Source organism: Mycobacterium sp. JS623 (genome assembly GCF_000328565.1).
Classification (GTDB): domain Bacteria; phylum Actinomycetota; class Actinomycetes; order Mycobacteriales; family Mycobacteriaceae; genus Mycobacterium.
Genome location: NC_019966.1, coordinates 1,999,709 through 2,021,570 on the forward strand (window position 1 = coordinate 1,999,709; position 21,862 = coordinate 2,021,570).

Sequence of the window (21,862 nt, forward strand, 5' to 3'; positions counted from 1 at the left end):
GATGCTCCCTACAGTCCTGTTACTTGTGCCGGCTGGCGTATGGAGACAGAACCTGCTCGACGAGGCCGCGAAGATACCGCTCGTCCTCGTGGCCGATGTGTACGTCGAGCCAGTCATGACACCGGTCGATCAGGTCGGCCGGAAGGGCAATCCTCTTGTCTGCTGCTGACGTGATCAGATTTCTGATGGCTACGAACGTTTCATTGAGACCGATCGCTATGTACACGTCACTTCGTTCGGCTGCGTTCAGGTGTGGCTTGGCCGCGTCGGCGAGCGCCCATGCGAGATCCGCTGGGCCCCCCAGTGGCTCGGGCCTGTTCACCAACGCTGGCTCAGCGTGGCTCACCGACTGTCGGGCGGTCTGTCGACGAGGTTGTCGCTGTGTCCCAGCCAAATTTCTCTTCATCACGCGGACGCTTCCCCTTTATCGGCCCAACGCCTGCAGCACGCGCGTGAAGACTTCATCCACTGAGCCCGCTCCGTCGACAGGGACGAGATTGTGGGCGTAGTAATCCAGCAGCGGCGCGGCGCGCATGCGGTACATGTGCAACCTGCTTTGGATGGTTTCATCGGTGCCGTCCGCGCGGGCACTGTTCTTTGCTCGCGCGAGCAGCTCGGTGTCGGGCACCTGTAGATGTAGCACCGCGTCGATGGTGGTATCGCGGGCCCAGCGAGCGGGTCAGTCTCACCGCCTGCTCAAGCAAGCGTGGATAGCCATCCAGGATGAATCCGCGCCGAAGGCAATCGATTTGGCTGATCCGGTCGGCCATCAGAGCGTTCATCACATTTGATGGCACAGGATCACCCGTCTCGAGGTAGTGGTTGGCTGCCACACCGAGTCGTGATCCGACGCTGATGCTTTCGCGTATGAGTTGCTCTGGGGCAATGTGCGGTATCGCGAACTTGGTGGCAAGCATGTAAGCCTGTGTGCTTTTTCCCGACCCGGGCGGTCCAATCAAGATGGCCCTCACTTGCTTCTGCTGAACGGCGAATCGCCTTGGACGGCAAGCACGGCCGCGCGGGTACAACGATGCGATATTCGTCATGGTATAGCAATAACATACGAAGATTATATAGAACACGGCATGTGTTGCAGATAACTCTAGGATTTGCTTTGGGTTCAGGCCCGTCTGCTAGACAGATACATAAGCTACTGCTATAAATTAGCCTATGCACGAAGAACGCTCTAGAGGGACACGAGAGGGGATCGCTGAGACCCTCGACCGGGCCGCGGTGCTGCTCGTGCGGCACATCTCCCGGGCCACCAGCCTTACTTCTCGAGCCGCGCTAAGGGCGCTTCGCGAGGACGGTCCAACTCGGCTCACCGAGCTCGCGTGCTCGCAGGGTGTCAGCCAGCCGGCGATGACTCAATTGGTGGGTCGGTTGGAGCGCGAAGGCCTGGTTGTACGGCTGATCGATCCTGAGGACGCGCGCGCGACATTGGTCGATATCACCGAATCTGGGCGCGCAGCGTGGTCTGAGCTGAAGGAATCCCGACGCGAGCGGCTGGCGGAACTGCTGGACAACCTGTCACCCGATGAGGAGGCTTCGCTTGGTCTGGCCATGCGCGTTGCACTGCCGCTGATCGAGCAACTAACCCGCTACGCTGCCGCAGACCCGAAGCCCCAGTCGGCGCCAACGGGTTTGGCGTCCGAAGCCGTCTGATTCGAAGCCTCCATACGCAGCTCACGAGCGGAGTGATCGTGCAATTCTGCCGGGTTCCCGACATTGTTGCCAGCCGAGGCCGCCCTGCGTCAAACTTCGCCGGATGTGGCTTCTCTCGAAGGCAAATCGCCTTCGCCGTCAACGAAATCAGCTGCCCCACACCAGCCAGCTAGCCGACAAGGCTGCCTGCTTGCGGTCAACACCGATCAGGAGGTTTCGATGTCGGCTGACAACCCACATGAGCCGGTCGGCTTCGCCGACGGCCCGGCATTCGGACAGCGCGCCGTGCAGTTCGTCCAAGATCCCGACCCGGGACGCACCTTCGCCGAGCCTCTACCTCGATTCGAAACGATCACCTACAGGCAACTGTGGGAGCGCGCGGGCGCGATCGCCAGCGCGTGGACAAACAAGCCCGTGCGTGCCGGCGACCGAGTGTGTCTTCTGGGATACCTCAGCATGGATCGCGTCCTGATTGATGTGGCGTTGATTCGTCTTGGCGCCGTGGCGGTTCCGTTGCAAGCCGGTGCACCGGTAACACAACTGAAGACCATCGTCGCAGAGGCGAAGCCAGGAGTGATCGCCGCCAGCATCGGTTACCTGCCCGATGCGCTCGAACTCGTGCTGACGGGCCATGCACCGACCCGATTGGTCGTTTTTGACCAGCAGCGCGAGGATGATCACCACCAAGAGGCAGTCAGGGCAGCACGACGCAGGTTGGCGCGCGCCCACACACCAATGATCGTAGAAACGGTGGCCGATGCGCTCTCACGGGGCGAACGGCTTCCTCCCGCGCCGACGTTTGCAGCGCCCGACGTCGTCGTCACATACGTCTCGAACTTGCGGCTGCTAGGCCTGCTGTAGAGGGTGCGCGGTGTCAGCGCATGGGACGGACACCGATGGACGTGGATCCTCACCGACGCCTCGTCACCCCGCAACATCTCGTCGGCCAGCAGGCAACCGTGCGCGCAAATTCTGGGCGGTCGTTTGGATGGGGCCGGGTGGCACTCTCGGTGGGCATGAAAGTGACGGCGTGTGGGCAGGGTTAGGCGGTTGTGGTGTGGAAGACCGGCCAGCCAATCTCGGTGCGCCAGGACGTTTCGTCGCGGGTGTCGTGGGGGCCGACGAGGAAGTACTCGCGAATCGGGCCATCGACGGCGATCGCGTGCTGGGCGACGTGGGTGGCCAGGTCGCCGTAGGCCAGGTCGAAGTCGCGATACGGGCCTGCGTGCACCACGGTGGCCAATTCGGCGGCTGGTACCACGAGTTCGGTGAGGCGTCCGGTACGTCGGAAGTCGCCGCCGACGGGAACGAAAACGGTCGCCTGCCCTCGGTCGCTGGCGATTAGGTCGTCGGCGAAGATGCCCCCAGCCGGGCCGCTGACGCGCACGCCTTGAGCAGTGAGGGTGGCATACAACTCGGCCAGCGCCCCCTGGACCCAGGTCAGTGCATCGCCTACGTCGACGACCTCGCTGATCGCGACTGCCTCGGTGGCTTCGACTCTGCGGTAACCTATCCGCCCCGCAGAAACAGGCCCGGGCTCAAGGAGCTCACGAAGAGTCTCAACGGCTTGCTTGGTCTGCGCGAGTTGGGATTCCAGCCGCATGAGGTGCGCATTGACCAGTTCGTTGCGTCGACGAATGTCGGTGGTGCTCATCACGGTGCGGATCTCGTCGAGGGGCATCTCCAGAGTCCGGAAGCGGCGAATGATCTGTGCTGTCGAGATCTGGTCGGTGCTGTAGCGGCGGTAGCCGGTATCGCGATCAACATCAACGGGCTCGAGCAGCCCGATCTGGTGATAGTGGCGCAGCATCTTCACGCTCAGTTGCGTCGCACGGGAGAAGTCCCCGATGGCCAACAGCGCGGGCATGGCTTCAGTGTGCACTCTCCCCTAGGGGGAGAGTCACGCCCCGAACTCGTCTTGACTCGCCCACAGTGTGAGCGCGGACGGTGAGATCACCGGCTGCAACACCGCGCCGGCCACTGAGTGGGAGACAGATCATGAAAGAGATCGACCTGACGGGGGTCGTTGCCGACCACATCGACGCGATCAATGCTGGCGACACCGATCTCGCGGTCGCCACGTTCGCCGATGATGCCTATGTCAACGACAATCGCCGCGAATTCGTCGGAATCGACGCGATCCGCCGTTGGGTGGCCAAGGAGATGGTCGGCGACAAGGTGAGGATCGACGTGCTCGAGGTATTCGATCACTACGGCGACACCGTGGTGCGCGGGGCCTACGACGGCACGTTCGACCGGACCAATCTGCCCGACGACATTGTTCTGACGAGCTATTTCAGCGTGCGCGACGGCGAGATCGTCAGCCTCGCAATCGTCTTCAATCAGCCCGCCGACTACTGACCTGGCACCGTCCGGCACACAACACGGAATTGGAGGATCAACTAATGACGCGACTGGCTGGCAAGGTCGCCGTAATCACCGGCGGCGGTAGCGGTATCGGGCTGGCGACGGCACAGCGGTTCGTCGACGAAGGCGCCCACGTCTTCATCATGGGCCGCCGCCGACGCGAGCTGGATAAGGCCAAGGCGTTGATCGGTGACGGCCTCAGCACCGTCGTCGGCGACGTGACGCGCAGCGCTGACCTGGACAAGTTGTTCCTGACAGTCCTCGACCAAGAGAGCGGCTTGGACATTTTGGTGGCGAATTCGGCTCGGGCGGACGCCGAAATGCTAGGCAAAATCACCGAAGAAAACTTCGATGCCACCTTCAACCTCAACGCCCGCGCCACGCTTTTCACGGTTCAAAAGGCACTCCCGCTGATCCGTGCCGGCGGCTCGGTCGTTCTGATTGGATCCACCTCCGGCCAATTGGGCGTTCCCGGTTACAGCGCTTACAGCGCCACGAAGGCCGCGCTGCGGTCCTATACCCGCACCTGGACCCAGGAGTTCAACGACCGCGGCATCCGGTTCAACACCTTGAGCCCGGGCCCGGTCGACACTCCCATGTTGCACGACCAGGCTGACACGGCACAGTTCGCCGCGGCGGTACCACTCAAGCGGTTGCGTCGCCCCGAAGAGATCGCCGCCGCTGCGCTGTTTTTGGCGTCCGACGACAGCAGCTTCGTGGCCGGCGTCGAGCTGAGCGTCGATGGTGGCATGGCCCAGGTTTAACCACCGCGCCAGCCGCTCCACCGTGAATATCCCTGCGGTGAAACGGCTTTCGTACAAACACATCGCTCGACAGTTCCCCGGAATCGTCGGCACAGAACAAATCTAGATAGGAGCGAATATGATTGCGGTTCCCGCCGGCTACCAGGATCTGCTTGAACGCCCGCTGTACGGGCATTTGGCAACGGCCCGGCCCGACGGCTCGGTGCAAGTGAGTCCGATTTGGTTCGACTGGGACGGCGAGCTGCTGCGATTCGCGCACACCACCAAGCGGCAGAAGTACCGCAATGTACAACGCGACCCGCGGGTTGCGATGTCGATCTCGGATCCCGATGATCCCTACCGGTATCTGGAGGTGCGCGGCGACGTCGAACGCATCGAGCCCGATCCAGCGGCGATCTTCTTTCGGCGGATCGCCAAGCGCTACAGCGGCGATGAACCTCCTCCCGACGCCCCGCCCCCAGGCGAGGCTCCTTCCGACGCCCCGGACTGGGTGGTCATCGTGGTTCGCCCGACCGGGTTCAGCAAGCATTGATGCAGCGAGCACTTCAATGACAACACCACACATAGACCTCGGCCGATTCGGCGTCTTCACCTGGGACCCAGGCAGCAGGTTCCTCGACCTCGGACGGGCAGTCACCCCCGAGCAGGTCCAGGAAATTGAACGGCTCGGCTACGGCACGCTATGGGTCACTGGTTCACCGCCCGCCGAATTGTCGTTCGCCGAGCCGCTTTTGGCGTTCACCACCGCACTGAAGGTGGCCACCGGCATCGTCAACATCTGGACGGCGGACGCCAAAACCGTCGCCGAGTCGTTTCACCGCATCAACACTGCCCACCCTGGCCGATTCGTGCTCGGCATCGGGGCCGGCCACCCCGAGCACACCGAGCAATATCGCAAGCCCTACGACGCGATGGTCGACTACCTCGACGAGCTAGACGAATATGGCGTACCCGCCAATCAGCGTGTGCTCGCCGCGCTCGGGCCGCGCGTGTTGAGGATGGCCGCTGAACGCACCGCCGGGGCACACCCGTACAACACCACACCCGAACACACCGCACAGGCCCGCGAAATCATCGGGCCCAACGCACTGCTGGCACCCGAGCACAAAGTGCTGCCGATCACCGACGCCCAGGAAGCGCGCGCGGTCGGCCGCAAAGTTCTGAACACGTACAACTACCTCGGCCTCACGAACTACGTAAACAATTTCAAGCGGCTGGGTTTCACCGACGCCGACCTCACCCCGCCCGGCAGTGACAAGTTCATCGAAGCCCTCGTCGCCTACGGCACCCCGAACGACATCGCCAGTCGCCTGCGCGAGCATCTGCGTGCCGGGGCCAACCACGTCGTGATCCAGGTGATCGGCGGGACCGACAAGCTGTTGCCGACGCTGTCCGAACTGGCTGGGCCGCTTGGCCTAAAGGCGAGGGCCGTGTGAAGCGCGACGTTGACTACGTGCTGATGTGCCAGGCCGTGATGGGTTAAGTTTTGCTGGCCCTCCAGGCAGGAGCTCCTCTCGGCCTCGCGGTCGTGGCGGCCCGCGTCGTAGTGGTACTGGCGGCGCTGAAAACCGAGAGATTCGCTCTACCGCCACAAATCCGATCGGTGTCAGCCTGGACTGGCCATAGATGCCGACTCAGTTCCGGTGATGATGAAGCCGTCGTGTCCTGTGGCCCCCGGGCCTCCGGGGATGATCCAAATCTGTTCCACCGGTGCGCCTTCACGCTGAGCCGCCGCCGCTGAGTAGTGGCCCCCCTGGTGGTGACCTGCACCGTGTCCGGCGGTGTGCGCACCGACGGCGAGTCCGCCGGTGAACACAGCCGCGCCAATGGCGGCAGCTCCGGCGGCGACTGCGACTGACGCTGCGATTCGGTTCCGTGTCTTCGTCGGCCAACGCCACCGCGAACGCGATTCGGCGGTAGGCGATGCGGGTCCTGCCGCCTCGATGTCGGGTGCGGGTGTCACTTCGGGTATTGGCTCGGTCGTCTCTTGCAGGTTTGGTTCAGAGGGCGGATTGCCAGGCCCTTCGGGTATTTCGGTCATATCTTGACTTTGCCGACCGATGGTGAGCGGTAGATGTGTGGCCGCGAAGACGAGGCTGTGAATGATGTGTGGCGTGTGCCACATCCGACCATGCGGAGCCGAAAGCGTGTACTCCGCATGGTGATTCAAGATGCCAACTTATCTGTCGTCCGGCCGCGGAACGCACGACGCGAGATTCGACTCGCCGATGTCGCCGACCCGCTGGCTCCACGGCAACTCGGCACACAACTGCTCGAACATGCCGCCGCGCGCCTTGACCGGGGACAGCTGTTAGGCATCGCCGACCAACACCATCTTCGCCCGGCCCAGGGTGGCGCAGTAAGTCGCTTTGTGCTGGGCGCGGAGTTGTCGCCGAGGAGGAGGCGATCGTACCGACCCTATCTGTCGCGGCGGCCTCTGTCGCAGGCGCCGAATGGGCGACACAGCGCAGTGAACATAGCGCGGCCGACCGACTGATGGGGACATTATCGGCACGGTCGTCTGCTCACAGATGCCGTCTATGGAACGCGGGTCGCAATTCGTGACCTGGCTGCCAGCACTGTTACGTCGCGTAACACGCGCACGCATTCGCCAGGCCGCGAGCACGGCACGTAACGCACCCAGATAACAATTATCCCTGCTCAAGCTATATTTACGCAGTAATCGGCAGGGGTTCGAGTCCCCCTAGCTCCACTCTTTGACTACGCAGTCTGTGGCTTGGCGGCTCAGGCCTCGGAGTCTGGGACCGAGTTGACGACAGTTGTTCGTTCAAACATCGTCACCACACTCGAACACTCGGAGTTTGACCACACTGCGGCGAGTCCGACTCATCCACCGTCTGGCGGTCTAGCCATGGCGTCGAAGAGCCCAGCCCGTGACAAACGACGGGTGGAGAGACATACCAATCGTCGCCAGGAACCAGTGATGCGTCCAGCGGCGAATCGACGGGATCGGCGGAATAGGACTCATCATGGTTTGACGGCGGTATCCGCCGCACTGCGAATCAGGCTGCCCATCGAGTCGAGGGCATCCCGCTAGACTGCCTTGATCACCTCTACGTATGTACCAGTGGTCACCGTAATGGAACTGTGCCGCAGGATGCGTTGCACCGTCGCAGGCTGAACCCACATCGGGAAAAGCAATGTGGCGCAGGAGTGTCGTAGATCGTGGAGCCGGAGCTGCGGCGCCTTTGCCTTCGTACATCCGGTGGAACATGCGGTTTGCGTTTCGCGGCTCGATGTCGTGGTGTCGGATCCGAATTGCCGTACAGTGACCCAAGTTTCGGGGAGGGTGGGGTCGCCACCAGCCTCATCGCTGTTCTAACGCATTCCGGGGCCTATCTGCGGGAGCTGCCGCAGCGGTAGCAGGTGTCGCCAGCACTGCCGCGATCGCCGTCGTCAACGGCACCGACAGCGCCAACGCGATGCCGCCGACCGCCGAGCGGGCGATCTCGACAGCCACGTTCTCGCTGGTCAACACATCACCAAGGGCGCGATTGGCGACGCTGAATAACAGCAGCAGCGGCAACGCGCTGCCCGCGTAGGCCAGCACCAGCGTGTAGACGGTGCTGGCGATGTGGTCGCGACCCACTCGCATGGCGCCGAGGAAAATCGCGCCCCGGGAACTTCCTTCGACCTGAGCCAGCTCGAACGCGGTTGATGCCTGTGTGACGGTGACGTCGTTGAGTACGCCGAGCGAACCGATGATGAACCCGGCCAGCAACAGGCCGCTGATCGAGATATTGCCCATGTACGCCGCGACCGTGTTGTTCTCTTCCGCAAACAGGCCGGTGACATGAGTCATTTTGATTGCGCACCATGACAATAACGCCGCCAGTGATAGCGAGGTCAGGGTGCCGAGCAATGCCGCGCTGGTTCGCAAATTGACACCGTGGGCGAGGTAGAGCACTGCATACAGGATCACCGCCGACGCCACCAACGCGACGGGGATCGCGGCGGCTCCGTCCCGCAGTGCGGGCAGCATGAACACCACGAGCACCACGAACGCAACGACGATGCCGACCAGCGCGCGTAGACCGCGCCACCCGGCGATCACGACGACCACCACCGCGAATGCGGCGGACAGCGCGATCAGCGGCCATGTCCGCTCGTAGTCGTAGAACGAGTAGGCCGTCGCTCCTGTCGGCTCGACCAGACGGCTCAACCGTATGCGGTCACCGACGGCGAACTGGAACTGGCCGGGGCCAACGCCGCTCTCCAGCAGTGTCTTCGCGCCCTCGTTCGGGCCGGAGTCGATCGCGACGAGCGTGTGCACGCAGTGCGTGTCCTCACCTTGAGCGGGTGGCGGGTTCGCCGTGAGCACCGCCCCCACTGACGGGCCGCCGCAGGTCGCGGCATTGTTGGACACTACGTGCCCGGCTTCGGTGGTGACGGCGCTGCCCGCCGCGTTCTGAAACCGCCGCGGGATGTCGAACTTCGACTGGCTCGGCCACAGCCATGCCGCCCCGACCACGACGGCGATGCCAATGGCGATCAAGAGGCCGACCACGACCTTGGCGGCCAGCGGACCGAGTGGGGCAGGGCCGGCGTGATGCGAATACGCGTGTGAGTGCGTCACGCGCAACAGGGTAGACGGGCGAGCGACGAGAAATTACATCCATAGTGGGCGCAAAATCAACGTGGCGGGTATAGCGGCTACCCACCGCCGAGCGTGTCGCACTCACGATCGTCATACTGCGGTGCAAAACAGAACGCCGCACGTTGCGACTGCCGCCATGGGCGAGCACCCGCGCGAGTTGCGCTCTGCACGCGGCATCGTGGAATGGCTGCCTGCAGCCAAAGGCGTTCACGGCAGCCCTTTCGTGAGTCATTCCCGTTGGCGCTGAAGCAATTCGGGCTCCTGATGCGTTTCTCCATGATTGAGTATCGCTTCCCTGTGCGTGGATGTAGTGGTCAGTGGCACGGGAAGCCGAGGAAGTGGCGGGCGTCATGGACGAATTCGTGCACATGCATGTCGTTGCCGAACACCGACGTTGCGCCCTGATCGATCCCGATGAAGTAGTACAGGACCAAGCCCAAAAGGGTTGCCCCGACGAGCCATAACGCAGCTTGAGCCGATGCGCTGACCGGTTGAACTGCCAGCTTGGGCTGTGTTTCGTACGTGGCCATGATGGTGTGACTCCCTCCGGGGATTCAGCGTCCCCAAATGTAGATAACGGATGCGGGTGGCTCAGTATCTGACTCGCACACCCACCGGGATGGGCGTGCTCACAGTGGCGCGACCGTTCTGGATTTCCACCAGATTCCTGTCACCACCCGCCCGCTGACAGTAAGACCGCTGAACACGAAGGTCAATCCGGCACGGCGGGCCGACCGCGCCAACAACCATGCGTTAAGGTCCGGCCTCCGGCATCTGCTGCTGGTCGGAGGAAATGCCCCATCGTTGTCCGACGAATCATCAAAGGCGACGAGAACGCTCCACGATAAGACCATTTATCTCTGTCACAGGGGAGCCCATTGACCGTGACACCACGTGCGGCATCCGAGAGACGGGCGTCGGCAATAGTTATCAGCGAGCGAGCGGTGCGGCGACGATTGTCGCTTGTTCTCCGCGCCCTTGAGGCGGTTGACCGCATTGCCTTGTCGTCATGGTTTTGACTGTGGGTGCGAGAGTGATGTCCTCCGTGATTTGGCAAGTGCGCCTGGGCTGTTCCGCGGCGGTGGGTCGTTGTGGGACGACGGTTACCGGTAAAACGCATTGTGTGCACCGACCCGTCGGCGACGGCACGAGCGGGTCGGTTTCATGACCCCGGTTCAGTCCTGTGCGGTCAGGGGTGTTGCCGTCGGCGGGTGATCACTGTGAGTGCGGTTGCTGCGACGGCAACGACGAGTGCTGCGCCGGCGAGCCAACGTGCAGTGGTGTCCGGGGTGGTACTCGCCGCTGAGGCCGGCGCTTGTGTTTCGTCTTGGGTGTGCTCGGTTGTGCTGGTCGCTGTGAGTGTCAGTGCGGGCACAGGGTGTTCGGGTTCCGCGCCGCCCGCCGGTGTCGGCTGGTCCCAGCGAACGACGGTGCCGTCGCTGTAGGTCTGGGTGGCAGGGAAGCTGACGGTGTCGGTGTTGGGCAGCACGACCGCGACTCGGAACAGCGCGAACTGGTCGGGGCCGACGCCGGCTCCGGGAGCGGCGGTCCAGGTGATGGATCGGACGGTGCCCGCGGCGATGTCGCGGTCCAGCCGCGCCGTCCAGCCAGTCATTTGTTCGGTAGTCACCGATGTCAGGTTGGGCAGCTGGATCGTCAATTGGGTTGTGGCCGCGCCGGCGTCGGATTCGTTGGGGACCTGAAAGGTCAGTGTTGCGTCACCGCCACGCTCGGCGTGGTCGGCATCGACGTGGACGTGAGCTGAGGCCGGCGCCGCTGCGATCAGCGCCGCCGCGCTAAGCGCCGCGCCGGTGAGTAGGAGCTTGGCGGCTCGGATGGTCAACGGTGCTCGGGTGTTGGTGGTGGAGTTCGACATGTCAGTATGTCTGCCTTTCTACAGGTTTGGTGTGGGTGCGGATGTTCTTGACGACGGAGATGCCTGCTTCGACGAGCAGGAAGGCCAGCAGACTGACCCCGAACAGCGGGAGGAACCAGCCGACAGCGATCGCGGCAATCGCGACAGTGATTACCCCTAGCGGGCTGAGTTGGCGCAGCGCGCCACGCAGCGGTGCCCGGCCCAACGCCCAGCCGGTTCCCTCGGTGGGTCCAGACGGTGGCCAAATGTCCCCGTGCCGCAGCGCTTTTGGAAGCGGCCGACACAGTGAGGCGACCCGAGCCCGGCCCGCCGACGTGGACAGCGGGTCGATGCAGCGGTGATCGGTTGCGTTAGTAGGTCAAACCCGCAGCCCACGGGGGGCTGCGGGTGCCTCGACCCGACTGGAGCAAGAGTGGTTGCAGGACAGGCGGATTCGCCCAGCGGACCCGTCCGCGCGCAGCAGTGCGGGGGCGAAACACCGAGAAGACGGTTAGCCACGCCAGCACCGAGGCAAGCACCACATACAGGTGCTCTGCCGCGCCGATCGGCAACGCGCACACCAGCGCCCCCGCCGCATGGGCACCAAGCATCGACGCCGATAGCAGCGGCCCGATCGGTGGGTGGCAGGCGGCGACAGTCATCGCCAGATGCGCCAACAGCTGGCCCCCCAGCAGCGCGGCGATTAGGTAACCGACCTGCAGGCCGCGGCGGTCCACGGCGACACTGCTGGCGATCGCGCCGGCCACCGCGCACAACACAATCACCATCGTCAGCGAGGCACCCGTGGGCACCTCACCGCCAGCCAGACCGTGCGCCGCGGCTGATATCACTGCCGAGCACACGCCGACCAGTGCGCCCCGCCCATAGCGGGCGCGGGTCCTGGCCGTGCTCATGCGCGCTACGTTACCGCGTTCCTACTACACGGCCTAGTAGAGGCAGGTGGTTGGTATGCGAGCGCGGTGATCACGCAACGTCGATTTCATCGCTGCTCTCCATCCTGGGTGGGCGCGACGTCGGCCGGTTCGGGAACCTGCTCGCACGGATCTTCATGCCAGTCGCCGAACGGATCGTCGTAACCGGCCCAGTCGTCGGGGCGGGACATCTCATCGCCGGTGAGCAAGGCGCGCCGCAGTCCGTCGACGATGTCCTCGGGTTGCGCACCGCACACCAGCACGGTGATCGTGACGTGGCGGTCGCCAACGACGGGGTCCCAGTCCGCGGCGGCCACCGCGCGACGCTGCGGGTCAGCGTAGGCGAGTTGATTGGAATCCATTGCCGCCAACCACTTTCCGCCGTAGCTAGTCAACAGCCCGCCTCCTGCGGATTCCACCCACATCACGTCGTCGAACCTGTTCGCCAGCCACAGCCGGCCGCGGGTGCGCACGACGCCGTCCAGCACAAGGTCTAGCGCAGCGTGCAGCCGGTGCGGGTGAAACGGGCGGCGGGCCGAGAACAACAGCAGGCCGACGTCGCCGGCAGGGTCCAGCGACGGCTGTCCAGCCAGCAGCGGATCGTGCGGATGGCTGCTTCGCCCACGACGCGCATCGGGCTCCAAGTGACTCAGCGCCATTTCGAGCCAGTCGGTTCCGACGGTGATGCGCGACCGGGGCGCCAGGCGCCGCAGCACCGACAGCGTCGTCGGCTCGGGCTCGGTCAGCACGAGCACATCGGCGAACTCAGCCTGGCCGACCACCACTTGCGCGGTGGTGCGACCGTCGTCGAGCTCGTCATCTCCAAGGGCCTGGCGCAGCCACCTGGGCGTGTCGATGGTCGACACCACCGCGTCGACGCGTACATCGCGCACCGCGGGGCCGTCCTCGAAGCCAGCGCCGACGTGGACCCGAACATTGTCGATGGCCCAGCACACCGGTTCGGGTTCCAACCATGGCATCAGGACGACGACGATCCTGTCGATGTCGCCGCGCCGGTGCAACCGCCGCAGCAGCACCAGCAAGTCGTCGCGCACCGTACACGCCACACAGCCGTTGGCCATCTCCAGCGGCCACTGCGAGTTGCCGACGCTGCGCACCACGACCTGCCCGTCGAATCGGTGCCTGACGATCACCGTGCGGGGCTCGTGCCCCAACACCTCGGCGACGGCATCGGTATCGCCCTGGCCGCAGACCAGCACTACCGGAGTCCGCATTCACCCTCCTGTACTATTGAAAACGATAATCATTAACGTTAGAGCATGATGGATGAGAGGCACATGTCCGCGCACTGTCAGGTCACCGGCCGAGGCCCAGGCTTTGGCAACACCGTTTCGCATTCGCACCGACGCACCCGAAGGCGGTGGAATCCCAACATTCAGACCAAGACGTATGTCCTGCCGTCGGAGGAGCGCCGGATCAAACTCCGGGTCAGCGCCAAAGGGATCAAAGTCATCGACCGTGACGGCATTGAGGCGGTGGTGGCTCGATTGCGTCGGCGTGGAGAGAGGATCTGATGGCGCGCAACGACATTCGGCCCATCGTGAAGCTGCGGTCAACGGCGGGCACCGGCTACACCTACGTCACCCGAAAGAATCGGCGAAACGACCCCGACCGGCTGGTGGTGCGCAAGTACGACCCCGTCGTGCGCCGGCACGTCGACTTTCGCGAGGAGCGCTGATGGCCAAGAAATCCAAGATCGCCAAGAACGAACAACGCCGGCAACTGGTGGCACGCCATGCCGAACGGCGGGCCGAATTGAAGGAGATCATCCGTCGCCCGTCCAGCACGCGCGACGAACGTGCGGCGGCGGTGACTGCGTTGCAACGGCTTCCGCGGGACTCCAGCCCGGTTCGTTTGCGCAATCGCGATGCGATTGACGGCCGGCCCCGAGGCCATCTACGCAAGTTCGGGCTGTCCCGGGTGAGGGTCCGTGAGCTAGCCCATCGCGGTGAGCTGCCGGGTGTGTCGAAGGCGAGTTGGTGATGAACGTCGCAACCGCACACCGACAGGTGACGGCCTCGAATGGCGTCGAGGTCGACGAAGGCATCCGGGATCTGCTCGAGGCATTGTGGTCTCGCGGCATAGTGACCGACTTTTCGTGTCAGGGCGGGGACGGTGTGCTTGCCCACATTTGCTTCGCCCGCGCGGTGGATGCTCACCGGTTCGTGGAGGCTCCAGGCGATTTCTCAATCACGCTCGGCAAATCTCGTGCGTGGGTAGACTTTCCGACACAGCTGATCGGCGAACTCACGCGCCGTTGGAGTATCTGATGGCCAAGAAGTCTGGGACGCGTCCGGCCGCCACTGCCAGAGCTCAAGCGGCAACAGAAGACTCCGCTCCCGGCCCTCGGCGTCACAATCATCGACTACAAGGACACGCATCTGCTGCGCACGTTCGTCTCCGAGCGCGGCGAGATCCGGTCGCGACGCGTGACGGGGCTGTCGCCGCGGCAACAACGTCAGGTTGCGAGAGCGATCAAGAACGCGCGGGAGATGGCGTTGTTGCCGTTCGATGAGACGCGTTAACTCGCCTAGGGACCGCAGGCGCGATTTGAGTCGGGTGGTCGCCGGGCTTGGTGGACTAGATTCGAACCGATTCCGGCGATAGCCACATTGAGAGAACGGAAGAGACCAATGGTTCTGCACGGAGTTTTGGCCAAGGCGGCTACAACCGTGGTCACCGGCGCTGTCGGCGTCGCCGCATACGACGCGCTGCGCAAGGCTCTTGGGAAGCTGCCGATCCGTGAAGCGAGCGTGACGGCCGCCGAATGGACGTTGCGTGGTGCGCGAAAGGCCGAGGAAACTGCGGAGACCGCGCGGCTCAACATCGCCGACGTAATGGCCGAGGCGCGCGAGCGCATCGGCGAGCAGGTCCCGCCACCCGCGGTTACCGAACCCGAGCACACCCACGAGCACTGATCGCGTGGTCGGGCTAAACGTCGTGTCCGATGCTGCGGGCCGGATACGGGTACGGGTGCCGTGGCTTCGGTCCGATGCCGTCAGGGCCGTCGCGATCGAGGACGCCGTCGAAACACTGACGGGTGTGCGGGCCGTGCACGCGTATCCGCGTACGGCGTCCGTCGTGGTGTGGTACTCACCCCTACGATGCGATACCGCGGCGGTGCTGCAGACGATCTCGGCCGCCGAAGAGGTGCCACGCGCGTTGGTGCCGGCACGCGATCCACGGTCTGCCGACGTCCGCAACGCCGATGTGGTCCGCATGGCGATCGGCGCTATTGCGCTGGCACTGTTGGGGATTCGTCGCTACGGATTCGCCAGGCCGCCATTGCTCGGCCCCACCAGTCGACTGTTCGCCACTGGGGCGACAATCGTAACCGGCTACCCGTTCCTTCGCGGCGCGCTTCGATCGTTGCGCGGCGGGAAGTCTGCGGGTACCGACATGCTGGTCTCGGCGGCCACGATTGCGAGCCTGGTGCTTCGCGAGAACGTGGTCGCCCTGACCGTGCTGTGGCTGCTCAATATCGGTGAATACCTTCAAGATCTAACGCTGCGCCGCACCCGGCGGGCCATCACGAACCTGCTGCAGGGCAATCAGGACACGGCGTGGATCCGGCTCGCCGATGGCACAGAGATTCAGGTTGCCGCGGATGGGTTGCGTGTCGGTGACCACGTCGTGGTGCACGAACAGGTAGCGATCGCCGTTGACGGCGACGTAGTTGACGGTGAGGGCATCGTCGACCAGTCCGCGATCACCGGAGAGACACTGCCGATCAGCGTCACCTCGGGGGCTGCCGTGCACGCCGGGTCGGTGGTCGTCCGCGGCCGGTTGGTCGTGCAAGCGCGTGCGGTGGGCCGACAGACCACGATCGGGCGCATCGTCGCCCGCGTCGAGGAGGCGCAGCAGCACCGCGCGCCGATCCAAACCGTTGGTGAGAACTTCTCCCGCCGGTTCGTACCGGCCTCGTTTTTGATGTCGGCTGCGACACTGTTGCTGACCGGCGACGTGCGCCGCGCGATGACGATGCTTCTGGTGGCCTGCCCGTGCGCGGTCGGTCTGGCCACCCCGACGGCGATCAGCGCGGCGATCGGCAACGGGGCACGGCGGGGAATCCTGATAAAGGGCGGATCGCATCTGGAGGAGGCAGGCCGGGTCGACGCAGTGGTGTTCGACAAGACCGGTACGCTCACTGTCGGCCGACCGGTGGTGACGAATATCGTTGCGTTCCACGATGCCTGGCACCCCGAGCAGGTGTTGGCCTACGCCGCCAGCTCGGAGATCCATTCGCGCCATCCGTTGGCCGAGGCGGTCATTCGTTCGACTGAGGATCGACACATCGCAATTCCGCCGCACCAAGAATGCGAAGTGCTGGTTGGTCTGGGCATGCGCACGAGGGCCGATGGCCGCACGCTGCTGCTGGGCAGTCCCTCGCTGCTGCGGCAGGAAAACATCATCGTGACGGAACCGGCCGCAGAATGGGTGACGAAGCTTCAACAACACGCCGAGACACCACTCTTGTTGGCGGTGGACGGCATGCTGGTAGGTCTGATCAGCCTGCGCGATGAGCTGCGGCCCGAGTCAAAGTCGGTGCTAGAGGCTTTGCGCGCGAACGGGGTTCGGCGCATTGTGATGTTGACAGGCGATCATCCCCAGACGGCCGGCGCGGTGGCCGACGAGCTGGGCATCGACGAGTGGCGAGCCGAGGTCATGCCCGAGGACAAGCTCGATGTCGTGAATGCATTGCGAGATGCTGGCCATGTCGTCGCGATGGTAGGCGACGGCATCAATGATGCGCCGGCCCTCGCGGCCGCTGATATCGGCATCGCAATGGGCCTGGGTGGAACGGATGTCGCGGTCGAGACGGCCGATGTGGCGCTGGCCAGCGACGATTTGCGTCGCCTGCTCGACGTTCGGGCGCTTGGCGGGCGCGCCGTCGATGTCATCCAGCAGAACTATGCAATGTCCATCGCGGTCAACGCGTTTGGACTCCTGCTCGGCGCAGGGGGTGCGCTCTCACCGGTGCTGGCCGCGATCCTGCACAACGCCTCATCTGTCGCGGTGGTGGCAAACAGCTCCAGGTTGATCCGCTATGAGCTCGCGACGCGGTCTTAGACGAACGGTTTGAGTTCGACGCCGTCGGCAGCGGCGACTCGGCCCGCGGTGAGCATCGACACCCGCACCGGGCGGCGTGATCAACAGCGGCATCATCAGCAGCGGGCAGGTCCGGTTCACGCGCTCGTCTGGGGCTTGAGTTATCGAGCGGTGGGTCGACACGCTTGATTGATGCGCGCAACGATGGCCGGTGGTTCCTCGACGTGCCAAACGGGCGGCTGCTCGTAGGGTTGCGGCTCTGGGAAAGCGGCGATTTGGACCTCCAGCGCTTCAACATCAGCGGTGATAGCGGCTCGGATATCGGCGTTTGCATCCGCGTACTGGGAGAGTGCCAGTCGGTAGCGGTTGGCGGCCCATATGTCGCCCGAAGCTTTGTGCGGTGCAAGCATTTTCGCGTGTATCGATGAGTATGACGCGCAGAGCAGCGCATCAGCCGGTCGCGCATCGACGGATGCAGCCTTCGCCGGCGTGGATGCCGTCAGCGACGCTCGCGCCGTTGCACCCGTCCCGACGACCGCGCCGACGGTGCGAGTGATTCGGGTGTCCGCAGCGATCTCCGTGCCGCCAGACGTGCCGGTGTCCATGCGGGTCAGTCCGACGGTGAGAACAATGGCCGACGCGACGATTACCGGGCTCACGAGGAACACCGGGCGTAGTTTGCGAAAACCACGCTGCGCCGTGACAGCACACCTCCACCGGAATCGGGTGAAAGCGCCCGCGGCGCGGCAAATGTCGTCGTGGTGCCCGTCGCCAGCCGACCACATCGCACGCTCCTTCCCGGCGGCTTGACAGTAGCGCGTGATCAGCCAACCCGCGGGTCGAAACGAGTGCTCATGGCGTCTGTAGGTCCGCTGTGAACAGGCATCCCCGGCTTTTGGATGAGCCAGTCGGCTGCTACCGTTCGACACGATAATGGAAATCGTTTTCATGTCCGATAAGGAGGCGAAGTGGTGGGTCAGCGCAGTGTCAAGCACCTGACGGCCGCAGCGGCGGTGGCAGCGGTGATGGTGAGTGTGTCGGCGTGCGGCGGTTCGCCGTCGTCATCGTCGAGTGCGAGCAGTTCGACCCCCGGGGCGCCGGCGACGAAGGTGGCCGTGGTCGCCACGATCAACGCGTGGGGCAGCATCGCTGCGCAGTTGGGTGGGGATCGTGTTCAAGAGACCAGCGTCATCACCAACCCTGACACCGACCCTCATGACTATGAGCCCTCGCCCAACGACGCCCGGACCGTGGCCGACGCGAAGGTGTTCATCGATAACGGGATCGGTTATGACAGTTGGGCCGACAAACTGCTTGCGGCCAACCCGAATTCCGGGCGCACCGTGGTCACCGTCGGTGATGTGGTTGGGGTGGGTGAGGGCGGCAACCCGCACCAGTGGTATTCGCCGGATTCGGTCGCCAAGGTCGTCGACGCGATCACCGCGGCGTATAAGAAGGCAGACCCCGGTGACGCCGGCTATTTCGACGCGCAACATCAACAGTTTCTCGATCAGGGTTTGTCGCAGTACCACAACCTGATCGCCACGATCAAGGCAAAGTATGCAGGCACCCCGGTGGGAGCCAGTGAGTCGATCTTTTCCCCGCTCTCAGATGCCCTGGGGCTCAACCTGATCACCCCGCCGGAGTTCCTCAAGGCGATCAGCGAGGGCACTGACCCCTCACCGGCCGACAAGGCGACAGTGGACCAGCAGCTTTCCAGCAAAGCGATCAAGGTGTATGTGTTCAACAGTCAGAACAGCACCCCTGACGTGGCCGCTCAGGTCGACGAGGCCAAAAAACAAGGGATCCCGGTGGCCACGGTGACAGAAACGCTATCGCCGGCCACAGCATCGTTTCAAGATTGGCAGTCAGCGCAATTGTCGGCGCTATCGGACGCCCTGCACACCGCCACGGGAAAGTAGGTGATCACGCTTCACCGCCGCCACGACGGCCCCGCGAACACGGCGCCGCCCGACGCCCATTCACCCGCAGTGCGGCTGCGCGACGCATCAGCTGTGCTTGGCGGTCGAACGATATGGTCCGGTGTCGACCTCGATGTCGCGCCGGGGGAATTCGTCGCCGTACTGGGCCCCAACGGCTCCGGTAAGTCCACGCTGCTCAAGACATTGCTGGGCCTCACGCCCGCGCGCGGCAGGATTGATGTCCTCGGCGCGCGGCCCGGCAAGCGCAACGGTCACATCGGTTACGTGGCACAACGGCGAGCCTTCGACGCGGGCCTGCGGATTCGCGGAATCGATGTTGTGGCAATGGGATTGGACGGCTCGAAGTGGGGCACGCCGATACCGTGGCTGGCCCGAGTCCTGACCCCCCGGCGCGCTGCTGAGCGACGGCGCCGCCTCGAAGAGGTCATCGACGTGGTGGGCGCCGGGGCGTATGCGCGACGCCCGATCGGCCGCTGCTCGGGCGGAGAACAACAACGACTATTGATCGCACAGGCCCTCATCCGCCGACCACAGATGATGTTGCTCGACGAACCGCTGGACAGTCTCGACGTGCCCAGCCAGGCCGCTATCAGCGCCCTCGTGCGCGACATCTGCCGGCGCGAAGGCGTCGCGGTGATCATGGTCGCCCACGATGTCAATCCGATCCTGCCCTACCTCGACCGCGTCGTGTACCTCGCACACGGAGCGGCCATCAGCGGCACTCCCGAACAGATCCTCACCGCCGATCAGCTGACGGCGCTCTATGGCATCCCGATCGATGTACTGCGTGATCGCGCCGGCCGGATGTTCGTGGTGGGCCAACCCGACGTACCACCGGACCACACCCACGGACCTACCTGATGAACCCGCAGCCGACATGGAATCCGGTTGTGGATGTGCAGCAGATGTTGGCCTACCCGTTCATGGTCACCGCGCTGGGCGCCGGCAGCGTGGTCGCCGTCGTCGCCGCGGTGGTGGGCTGGATGATGGTATTGCGGCGAGAAAGCTTTGCCGGACACACCCTGGCGGTCGTCGGGTTTCCCGGGGCGGCCGCTGCAGCATGGCTGGGAGTGGCCACCGCCTACGGCTATTTCGCGGCCTGCATCCTCGCCGCGGTGGCGATCGCCTTGTGGTCGCCACCCGGGCGGGCCGGTGGACTCACCGAACAGTCCGCGGTGATCGGGACCGTGCAGGCGCTGGCGCTGGCCACAGGTCTGTTGTTCGTCAGCCTCTATCACGGATTCTTGTCTGGGCTGACGAACCTGCTGTTCGGCACCATCGCCGGGGTCAGCGCTGCGCAACTGCAGTTCCTCGCGGTCGCCGCGGCGATGTGTCTGGTCGCCATGGCCGCCATCGGGCGCCCCCTGTTATGGGCGTCGCTGGATCCCGACACCGCCGCGGCCAATGGAATTCCCACGCGGCTGCTGTCCGGAGCGTTTCTCCTGGTGCTCGGTGTTGCCGCTGCGGGCGCCAGTCAGATCACCGGCAGCCTGCTGGTGTTCGCGTTGCTGGTGGCACCCCCGGCCGCGGCGTTTCATCTCACCGCCCACCCGGGACGGGGTATCGCGCTGTCGGTCGCGCTGGCCGTGACCATCACCTGGCTGGGTATCGCGTGTGCGTTCTTCTCGTCGTATCCGATCGGATTCTGGGTCACTAGCTTCGCCTTCGCCACCTACCTGCTGGCCGCGAGTTACCGCGGCGTCGCGGACTGGGCAGCCAACCGCGCCCGGATCACCCAGATGTCCACCGCGGTGGCGGCGACATGACCACAACCGCCACGACCGCATCCGAACCACTGAGCGGGTTGGCGCACATGCTCGCCCACCCGTTCATCGCCCACGCCCTGCTCGCCGGGACCGCCGTGGCCGTGCTGTGCGGAATGATCGGCTACTTTCTGGTCCTGCGCGGACAGGTCTTCGCCGGCGATGCCCTCGGCCATGTCGCCTACACCGGCGCGATGGCCGCCCTGGCCGCCGGGTTCGACCCGCTCCTCGGGCTTTTCGCTGCCACCGTCGGGACCGGACTGGCGCTGGGCTATGGCGGCCGCCGCGGCGCCGACGACGTCGCGATCGGGTCATTCTTCGCCTGGATGCTGGGCCTGGGTGTGTTGTTCTTGACGTACTACACCACTCACGGCAGCACCCGTAACGGCGCGGCGAACGTGAATGTCTTGTTCGGCAGCATCTTTGGACTCAGCGCGGCGGCAACCACCACGACCGTCGCCGCCTCAGCCGTGGTCGTCGTGGCCCTGCTGGCGATGGCGCGGCCCCTGCTGTTCACCACGATCGACCCGACCATCGCACAAGCGGCCGGCGTTCCCACCCGACTGCTCGGCGCACTGTTTCTGGCCGCCACCGGCGCCACCGTCGCGGTGGCCACTCCCGCCATCGGTGCCCTCCTGGTGCTCGGGCTGCTCGCCGCACCCGGAGCAGCGGCCGCCAGGCTGACCAGTCGACCGTGGCGCGGATTCTGGCTTGCCGCAACGGTTTCCGCGGTATCTGTGTGGATCGGCATCAGCGTGGCCTACGCCATACCCAAAGCACCCGCCAGCTTCACGATCATCACCACTGCCGCAGCACTCTACGCACTCGCCACGCTGGCCAGCCGCACCACACGACGGCACCCCGTGTCGCCCTGACCGTCAGCAA

Annotated in this window: 27 protein-coding genes, 2 pseudogenes and 1 riboswitch; of the genes and pseudogenes, 17 read left to right on the top strand and 12 right to left on the bottom strand. The window is 64.5% G+C overall.

What is annotated here, in order from left to right:
• Window positions 1-19: 19 nt before the first annotated feature.
• Window positions 20-322, bottom strand: a complete 303-nt coding sequence (locus MYCSM_RS09670) for a hypothetical protein (protein ID WP_015305971.1) — start codon at window positions 320-322, stop codon at window positions 20-22.
• A gap of 102 nt (window positions 323-424) precedes the next feature.
• Window positions 425-917, bottom strand: a pseudogene (locus tag MYCSM_RS09675) (adenylate kinase family protein).
• A 253-nt stretch (window positions 918-1,170) separates the two neighbouring features.
• Here MYCSM_RS09675 and MYCSM_RS09680 point away from each other — a divergent pair.
• Both MYCSM_RS09680 and MYCSM_RS09685 read left to right on the top strand, forming a co-directional pair.
• Window positions 1,171-1,665, top strand: coding sequence for a MarR family transcriptional regulator (locus tag MYCSM_RS09680; RefSeq protein WP_015305973.1), 495 nt, complete (start codon window positions 1,171-1,173; stop codon window positions 1,663-1,665).
• 219 nt (window positions 1,666-1,884) lie between these two features.
• Window positions 1,885-2,526, top strand: a complete 642-nt coding sequence (locus MYCSM_RS09685; RefSeq protein WP_041311672.1) for an AMP-binding protein — start codon at window positions 1,885-1,887, stop codon at window positions 2,524-2,526.
• Between the two features lie 181 nt (window positions 2,527-2,707).
• Here MYCSM_RS09685 and MYCSM_RS09690 read toward each other — a convergent pair whose 3' ends face one another.
• A complete protein-coding gene (locus MYCSM_RS09690; RefSeq protein ID WP_015305974.1) occupies window positions 2,708-3,532 on the bottom strand; it encodes a MerR family transcriptional regulator in 825 nt (274 codons plus the stop codon).
• A gap of 131 nt (window positions 3,533-3,663) precedes the next feature.
• On the opposite strand from MYCSM_RS09690, the gene MYCSM_RS09695 reads away from it, so the two are divergent.
• The 4 genes from MYCSM_RS09695 to MYCSM_RS09710 all read left to right on the top strand — a co-directional run bounded on the left by MYCSM_RS09695 (window position 3,664) and on the right by MYCSM_RS09710 (window position 6,232).
• The gene (locus MYCSM_RS09695; RefSeq protein WP_015305975.1) at window positions 3,664-4,026 is read left to right on the top strand and encodes a nuclear transport factor 2 family protein; all 363 of its coding nucleotides are present in this window, start codon (window positions 3,664-3,666) and stop codon (window positions 4,024-4,026) included.
• Window positions 4,027-4,070: 44 nt separating this feature from the next.
• Window positions 4,071-4,796, top strand: a complete 726-nt coding sequence (locus tag MYCSM_RS09700; protein ID WP_015305976.1) for an SDR family NAD(P)-dependent oxidoreductase — start codon at window positions 4,071-4,073, stop codon at window positions 4,794-4,796.
• A 118-nt stretch (window positions 4,797-4,914) separates the two neighbouring features.
• Entirely contained in the window at window positions 4,915-5,328 is a 414-nt protein-coding gene (locus tag MYCSM_RS09705; protein ID WP_015305977.1) for a PPOX class F420-dependent oxidoreductase, read from the top strand.
• A gap of 16 nt (window positions 5,329-5,344) precedes the next feature.
• Window positions 5,345-6,232, top strand: coding sequence for an LLM class F420-dependent oxidoreductase (locus MYCSM_RS09710; protein WP_015305978.1), 888 nt, complete (start codon window positions 5,345-5,347; stop codon window positions 6,230-6,232).
• Window positions 6,233-6,402: 170 nt separating this feature from the next.
• On the opposite strand, the gene MYCSM_RS09715 is transcribed toward MYCSM_RS09710, so the two are convergent.
• The 8 genes and pseudogenes from MYCSM_RS09715 to mrf form a co-directional block, all read right to left on the bottom strand.
• A complete protein-coding gene (locus tag MYCSM_RS09715) occupies window positions 6,403-6,837 on the bottom strand; it encodes a hypothetical protein (protein WP_157681310.1) in 435 nt (144 codons plus the stop codon).
• 1,013 nt (window positions 6,838-7,850) lie between these two features.
• Window positions 7,851-8,087, bottom strand: a pseudogene (locus tag MYCSM_RS39030) (tyrosine-type recombinase/integrase); the annotation flags it as partial.
• Between the two features lie 37 nt (window positions 8,088-8,124).
• Window positions 8,125-9,393, bottom strand: a complete 1,269-nt coding sequence (locus MYCSM_RS09720) for a YibE/F family protein (protein WP_015305980.1) — start codon at window positions 9,391-9,393, stop codon at window positions 8,125-8,127.
• A gap of 335 nt (window positions 9,394-9,728) precedes the next feature.
• A complete protein-coding gene (locus tag MYCSM_RS09725) occupies window positions 9,729-9,944 on the bottom strand; it encodes a CbtB domain-containing protein (protein ID WP_015305981.1) in 216 nt (71 codons plus the stop codon).
• Between the two features lie 41 nt (window positions 9,945-9,985).
• Window positions 9,986-10,107: riboswitch (cobalamin riboswitch) on the bottom strand.
• A gap of 496 nt (window positions 10,108-10,603) precedes the next feature.
• Complete coding sequence (locus tag MYCSM_RS09730) at window positions 10,604-11,290, bottom strand: YcnI family protein (RefSeq protein WP_015305982.1); 687 nt, start codon at window positions 11,288-11,290, stop codon at window positions 10,604-10,606.
• Between the two features lies 1 nt (window position 11,291).
• Window positions 11,292-11,495 carry a hypothetical protein gene (locus MYCSM_RS09735; protein ID WP_041311675.1) on the bottom strand — a complete coding sequence of 68 codons (204 nt, stop codon included), beginning with the start codon at window positions 11,493-11,495 and terminating at the stop codon, window positions 11,292-11,294.
• Between the two features lie 145 nt (window positions 11,496-11,640).
• Entirely contained in the window at window positions 11,641-12,183 is a 543-nt protein-coding gene (locus tag MYCSM_RS09740; RefSeq protein ID WP_015305983.1) for a hypothetical protein, read from the bottom strand.
• 86 nt (window positions 12,184-12,269) lie between these two features.
• The gene (mrf, locus tag MYCSM_RS09745) at window positions 12,270-13,436 is read right to left on the bottom strand and encodes a ribosome hibernation factor-recruiting GTPase MRF (RefSeq protein ID WP_015305984.1); all 1,167 of its coding nucleotides are present in this window, start codon (window positions 13,434-13,436) and stop codon (window positions 12,270-12,272) included.
• A 63-nt stretch (window positions 13,437-13,499) separates the two neighbouring features.
• Here mrf and rpmB point away from each other — a divergent pair, with 63 nt between their 5' ends.
• The 7 genes from rpmB to MYCSM_RS09775 all read left to right on the top strand — a co-directional run bounded on the left by rpmB (window position 13,500) and on the right by MYCSM_RS09775 (window position 17,292).
• The gene (gene rpmB, locus MYCSM_RS09750) at window positions 13,500-13,736 is read left to right on the top strand and encodes a 50S ribosomal protein L28 (protein WP_015305985.1); all 237 of its coding nucleotides are present in this window, start codon (window positions 13,500-13,502) and stop codon (window positions 13,734-13,736) included.
• Window positions 13,736-13,900 carry a 50S ribosomal protein L33 gene (rpmG, locus tag MYCSM_RS09755; RefSeq protein WP_015305986.1) on the top strand — a complete coding sequence of 55 codons (165 nt, stop codon included), beginning with the start codon at window positions 13,736-13,738 and terminating at the stop codon, window positions 13,898-13,900. Before rpmB ends, rpmG begins: the two co-directional genes overlap by 1 nt.
• Window positions 13,900-14,205 (top strand): 30S ribosomal protein S14, encoded by a 306-nt coding sequence (gene rpsN, locus MYCSM_RS09760; RefSeq protein ID WP_015305987.1) that lies wholly within the window; start codon window positions 13,900-13,902, stop codon window positions 14,203-14,205. Before rpmG ends, rpsN begins: the two co-directional genes overlap by 1 nt.
• Window positions 14,205-14,492, top strand: a complete 288-nt coding sequence (locus tag MYCSM_RS09765) for a hypothetical protein (RefSeq protein ID WP_015305988.1) — start codon at window positions 14,205-14,207, stop codon at window positions 14,490-14,492. The genes rpsN and MYCSM_RS09765 overlap by 1 nt, the downstream gene beginning before the upstream one ends.
• 12 nt (window positions 14,493-14,504) lie before the next feature.
• Complete coding sequence (gene rpsR / locus MYCSM_RS35885; protein ID WP_083906266.1) at window positions 14,505-14,747, top strand: 30S ribosomal protein S18; 243 nt, start codon at window positions 14,505-14,507, stop codon at window positions 14,745-14,747.
• A 108-nt stretch (window positions 14,748-14,855) separates the two neighbouring features.
• Window positions 14,856-15,140 carry a DUF1490 family protein gene (locus MYCSM_RS09770; protein ID WP_015305989.1) on the top strand — a complete coding sequence of 95 codons (285 nt, stop codon included), beginning with the start codon at window positions 14,856-14,858 and terminating at the stop codon, window positions 15,138-15,140.
• A 4-nt stretch (window positions 15,141-15,144) separates the two neighbouring features.
• Window positions 15,145-17,292 carry a heavy metal translocating P-type ATPase gene (locus tag MYCSM_RS09775; protein WP_015305990.1) on the top strand — a complete coding sequence of 716 codons (2,148 nt, stop codon included), beginning with the start codon at window positions 15,145-15,147 and terminating at the stop codon, window positions 17,290-17,292.
• Window positions 17,293-17,432: 140 nt separating this feature from the next.
• Here the strand turns inward: MYCSM_RS09775 and MYCSM_RS09780 are convergent, their stop codons facing one another.
• A complete protein-coding gene (locus tag MYCSM_RS09780) occupies window positions 17,433-17,930 on the bottom strand; it encodes a hypothetical protein (RefSeq protein WP_157681311.1) in 498 nt (165 codons plus the stop codon).
• Between the two features lie 312 nt (window positions 17,931-18,242).
• On the opposite strand from MYCSM_RS09780, the gene MYCSM_RS09785 reads away from it, so the two are divergent.
• From MYCSM_RS09785 to MYCSM_RS09800, 4 genes are read left to right on the top strand one after another with little or no spacing between them, the layout of a single operon-like run.
• Window positions 18,243-19,193: a metal ABC transporter solute-binding protein, Zn/Mn family gene (locus MYCSM_RS09785; protein WP_232425754.1), complete on the top strand. Its 951-nt coding sequence runs from the start codon at window positions 18,243-18,245 to the stop codon at window positions 19,191-19,193.
• Window positions 19,194-20,075 (top strand): metal ABC transporter ATP-binding protein, encoded by an 882-nt coding sequence (locus MYCSM_RS09790; protein WP_015305993.1) that lies wholly within the window; start codon window positions 19,194-19,196, stop codon window positions 20,073-20,075.
• Window positions 20,075-20,980 carry a metal ABC transporter permease gene (locus MYCSM_RS09795; RefSeq protein WP_015305994.1) on the top strand — a complete coding sequence of 302 codons (906 nt, stop codon included), beginning with the start codon at window positions 20,075-20,077 and terminating at the stop codon, window positions 20,978-20,980. Before MYCSM_RS09790 ends, MYCSM_RS09795 begins: the two co-directional genes overlap by 1 nt.
• Window positions 20,977-21,852, top strand: a complete 876-nt coding sequence (locus MYCSM_RS09800) for a metal ABC transporter permease (RefSeq protein ID WP_015305995.1) — start codon at window positions 20,977-20,979, stop codon at window positions 21,850-21,852. The genes MYCSM_RS09795 and MYCSM_RS09800 overlap by 4 nt, the downstream gene beginning before the upstream one ends.
• The last annotated feature ends 10 nt before the right edge of the window (window positions 21,853-21,862 follow it).

What these genes read in the sequence shown, in the direction of transcription:
- MYCSM_RS09680 (WP_015305973.1), top strand. Translation starts at nt 1,171, where the DNA reads ATGCACGAAGAACGCTCTAGAGGGACACGAGAGGGGATCGCTGAGACC.
- MYCSM_RS09685 (WP_041311672.1), top strand. Translation starts at nt 1,885, where the DNA reads ATGTCGGCTGACAACCCACATGAGCCGGTCGGCTTCGCCGACGGCCCG.
- MYCSM_RS09690 (WP_015305974.1), bottom strand. Translation starts at nt 3,532, where the DNA reads ATGCCCGCGCTGTTGGCCATCGGGGACTTCTCCCGTGCGACGCAACTG.
- MYCSM_RS09695 (WP_015305975.1), top strand. Translation starts at nt 3,664, where the DNA reads ATGAAAGAGATCGACCTGACGGGGGTCGTTGCCGACCACATCGACGCG.
- MYCSM_RS09700 (WP_015305976.1), top strand. Translation starts at nt 4,071, where the DNA reads ATGACGCGACTGGCTGGCAAGGTCGCCGTAATCACCGGCGGCGGTAGC.
- MYCSM_RS09705 (WP_015305977.1), top strand. Translation starts at nt 4,915, where the DNA reads ATGATTGCGGTTCCCGCCGGCTACCAGGATCTGCTTGAACGCCCGCTG.
- MYCSM_RS09710 (WP_015305978.1), top strand. Translation starts at nt 5,345, where the DNA reads ATGACAACACCACACATAGACCTCGGCCGATTCGGCGTCTTCACCTGG.
- MYCSM_RS09715 (WP_157681310.1), bottom strand. Translation starts at nt 6,837, where the DNA reads ATGACCGAAATACCCGAAGGGCCTGGCAATCCGCCCTCTGAACCAAAC.
- MYCSM_RS09725 (WP_015305981.1), bottom strand. Translation starts at nt 9,944, where the DNA reads ATGGCCACGTACGAAACACAGCCCAAGCTGGCAGTTCAACCGGTCAGC.
- MYCSM_RS09730 (WP_015305982.1), bottom strand. Translation starts at nt 11,290, where the DNA reads ATGTCGAACTCCACCACCAACACCCGAGCACCGTTGACCATCCGAGCC.
- MYCSM_RS09740 (WP_015305983.1), bottom strand. Translation starts at nt 12,183, where the DNA reads ATGAGCACGGCCAGGACCCGCGCCCGCTATGGGCGGGGCGCACTGGTC.
- mrf (WP_015305984.1), bottom strand. Translation starts at nt 13,436, where the DNA reads ATGCGGACTCCGGTAGTGCTGGTCTGCGGCCAGGGCGATACCGATGCC.
- rpmB (WP_015305985.1), top strand. Translation starts at nt 13,500, where the DNA reads ATGTCCGCGCACTGTCAGGTCACCGGCCGAGGCCCAGGCTTTGGCAAC.
- rpmG (WP_015305986.1), top strand. Translation starts at nt 13,736, where the DNA reads ATGGCGCGCAACGACATTCGGCCCATCGTGAAGCTGCGGTCAACGGCG.
- rpsN (WP_015305987.1), top strand. Translation starts at nt 13,900, where the DNA reads ATGGCCAAGAAATCCAAGATCGCCAAGAACGAACAACGCCGGCAACTG.
- MYCSM_RS09765 (WP_015305988.1), top strand. Translation starts at nt 14,205, where the DNA reads ATGAACGTCGCAACCGCACACCGACAGGTGACGGCCTCGAATGGCGTC.
- MYCSM_RS09770 (WP_015305989.1), top strand. Translation starts at nt 14,856, where the DNA reads ATGGTTCTGCACGGAGTTTTGGCCAAGGCGGCTACAACCGTGGTCACC.
- MYCSM_RS09795 (WP_015305994.1), top strand. Translation starts at nt 20,075, where the DNA reads ATGAACCCGCAGCCGACATGGAATCCGGTTGTGGATGTGCAGCAGATG.
- MYCSM_RS09800 (WP_015305995.1), top strand. Translation starts at nt 20,977, where the DNA reads ATGACCACAACCGCCACGACCGCATCCGAACCACTGAGCGGGTTGGCG.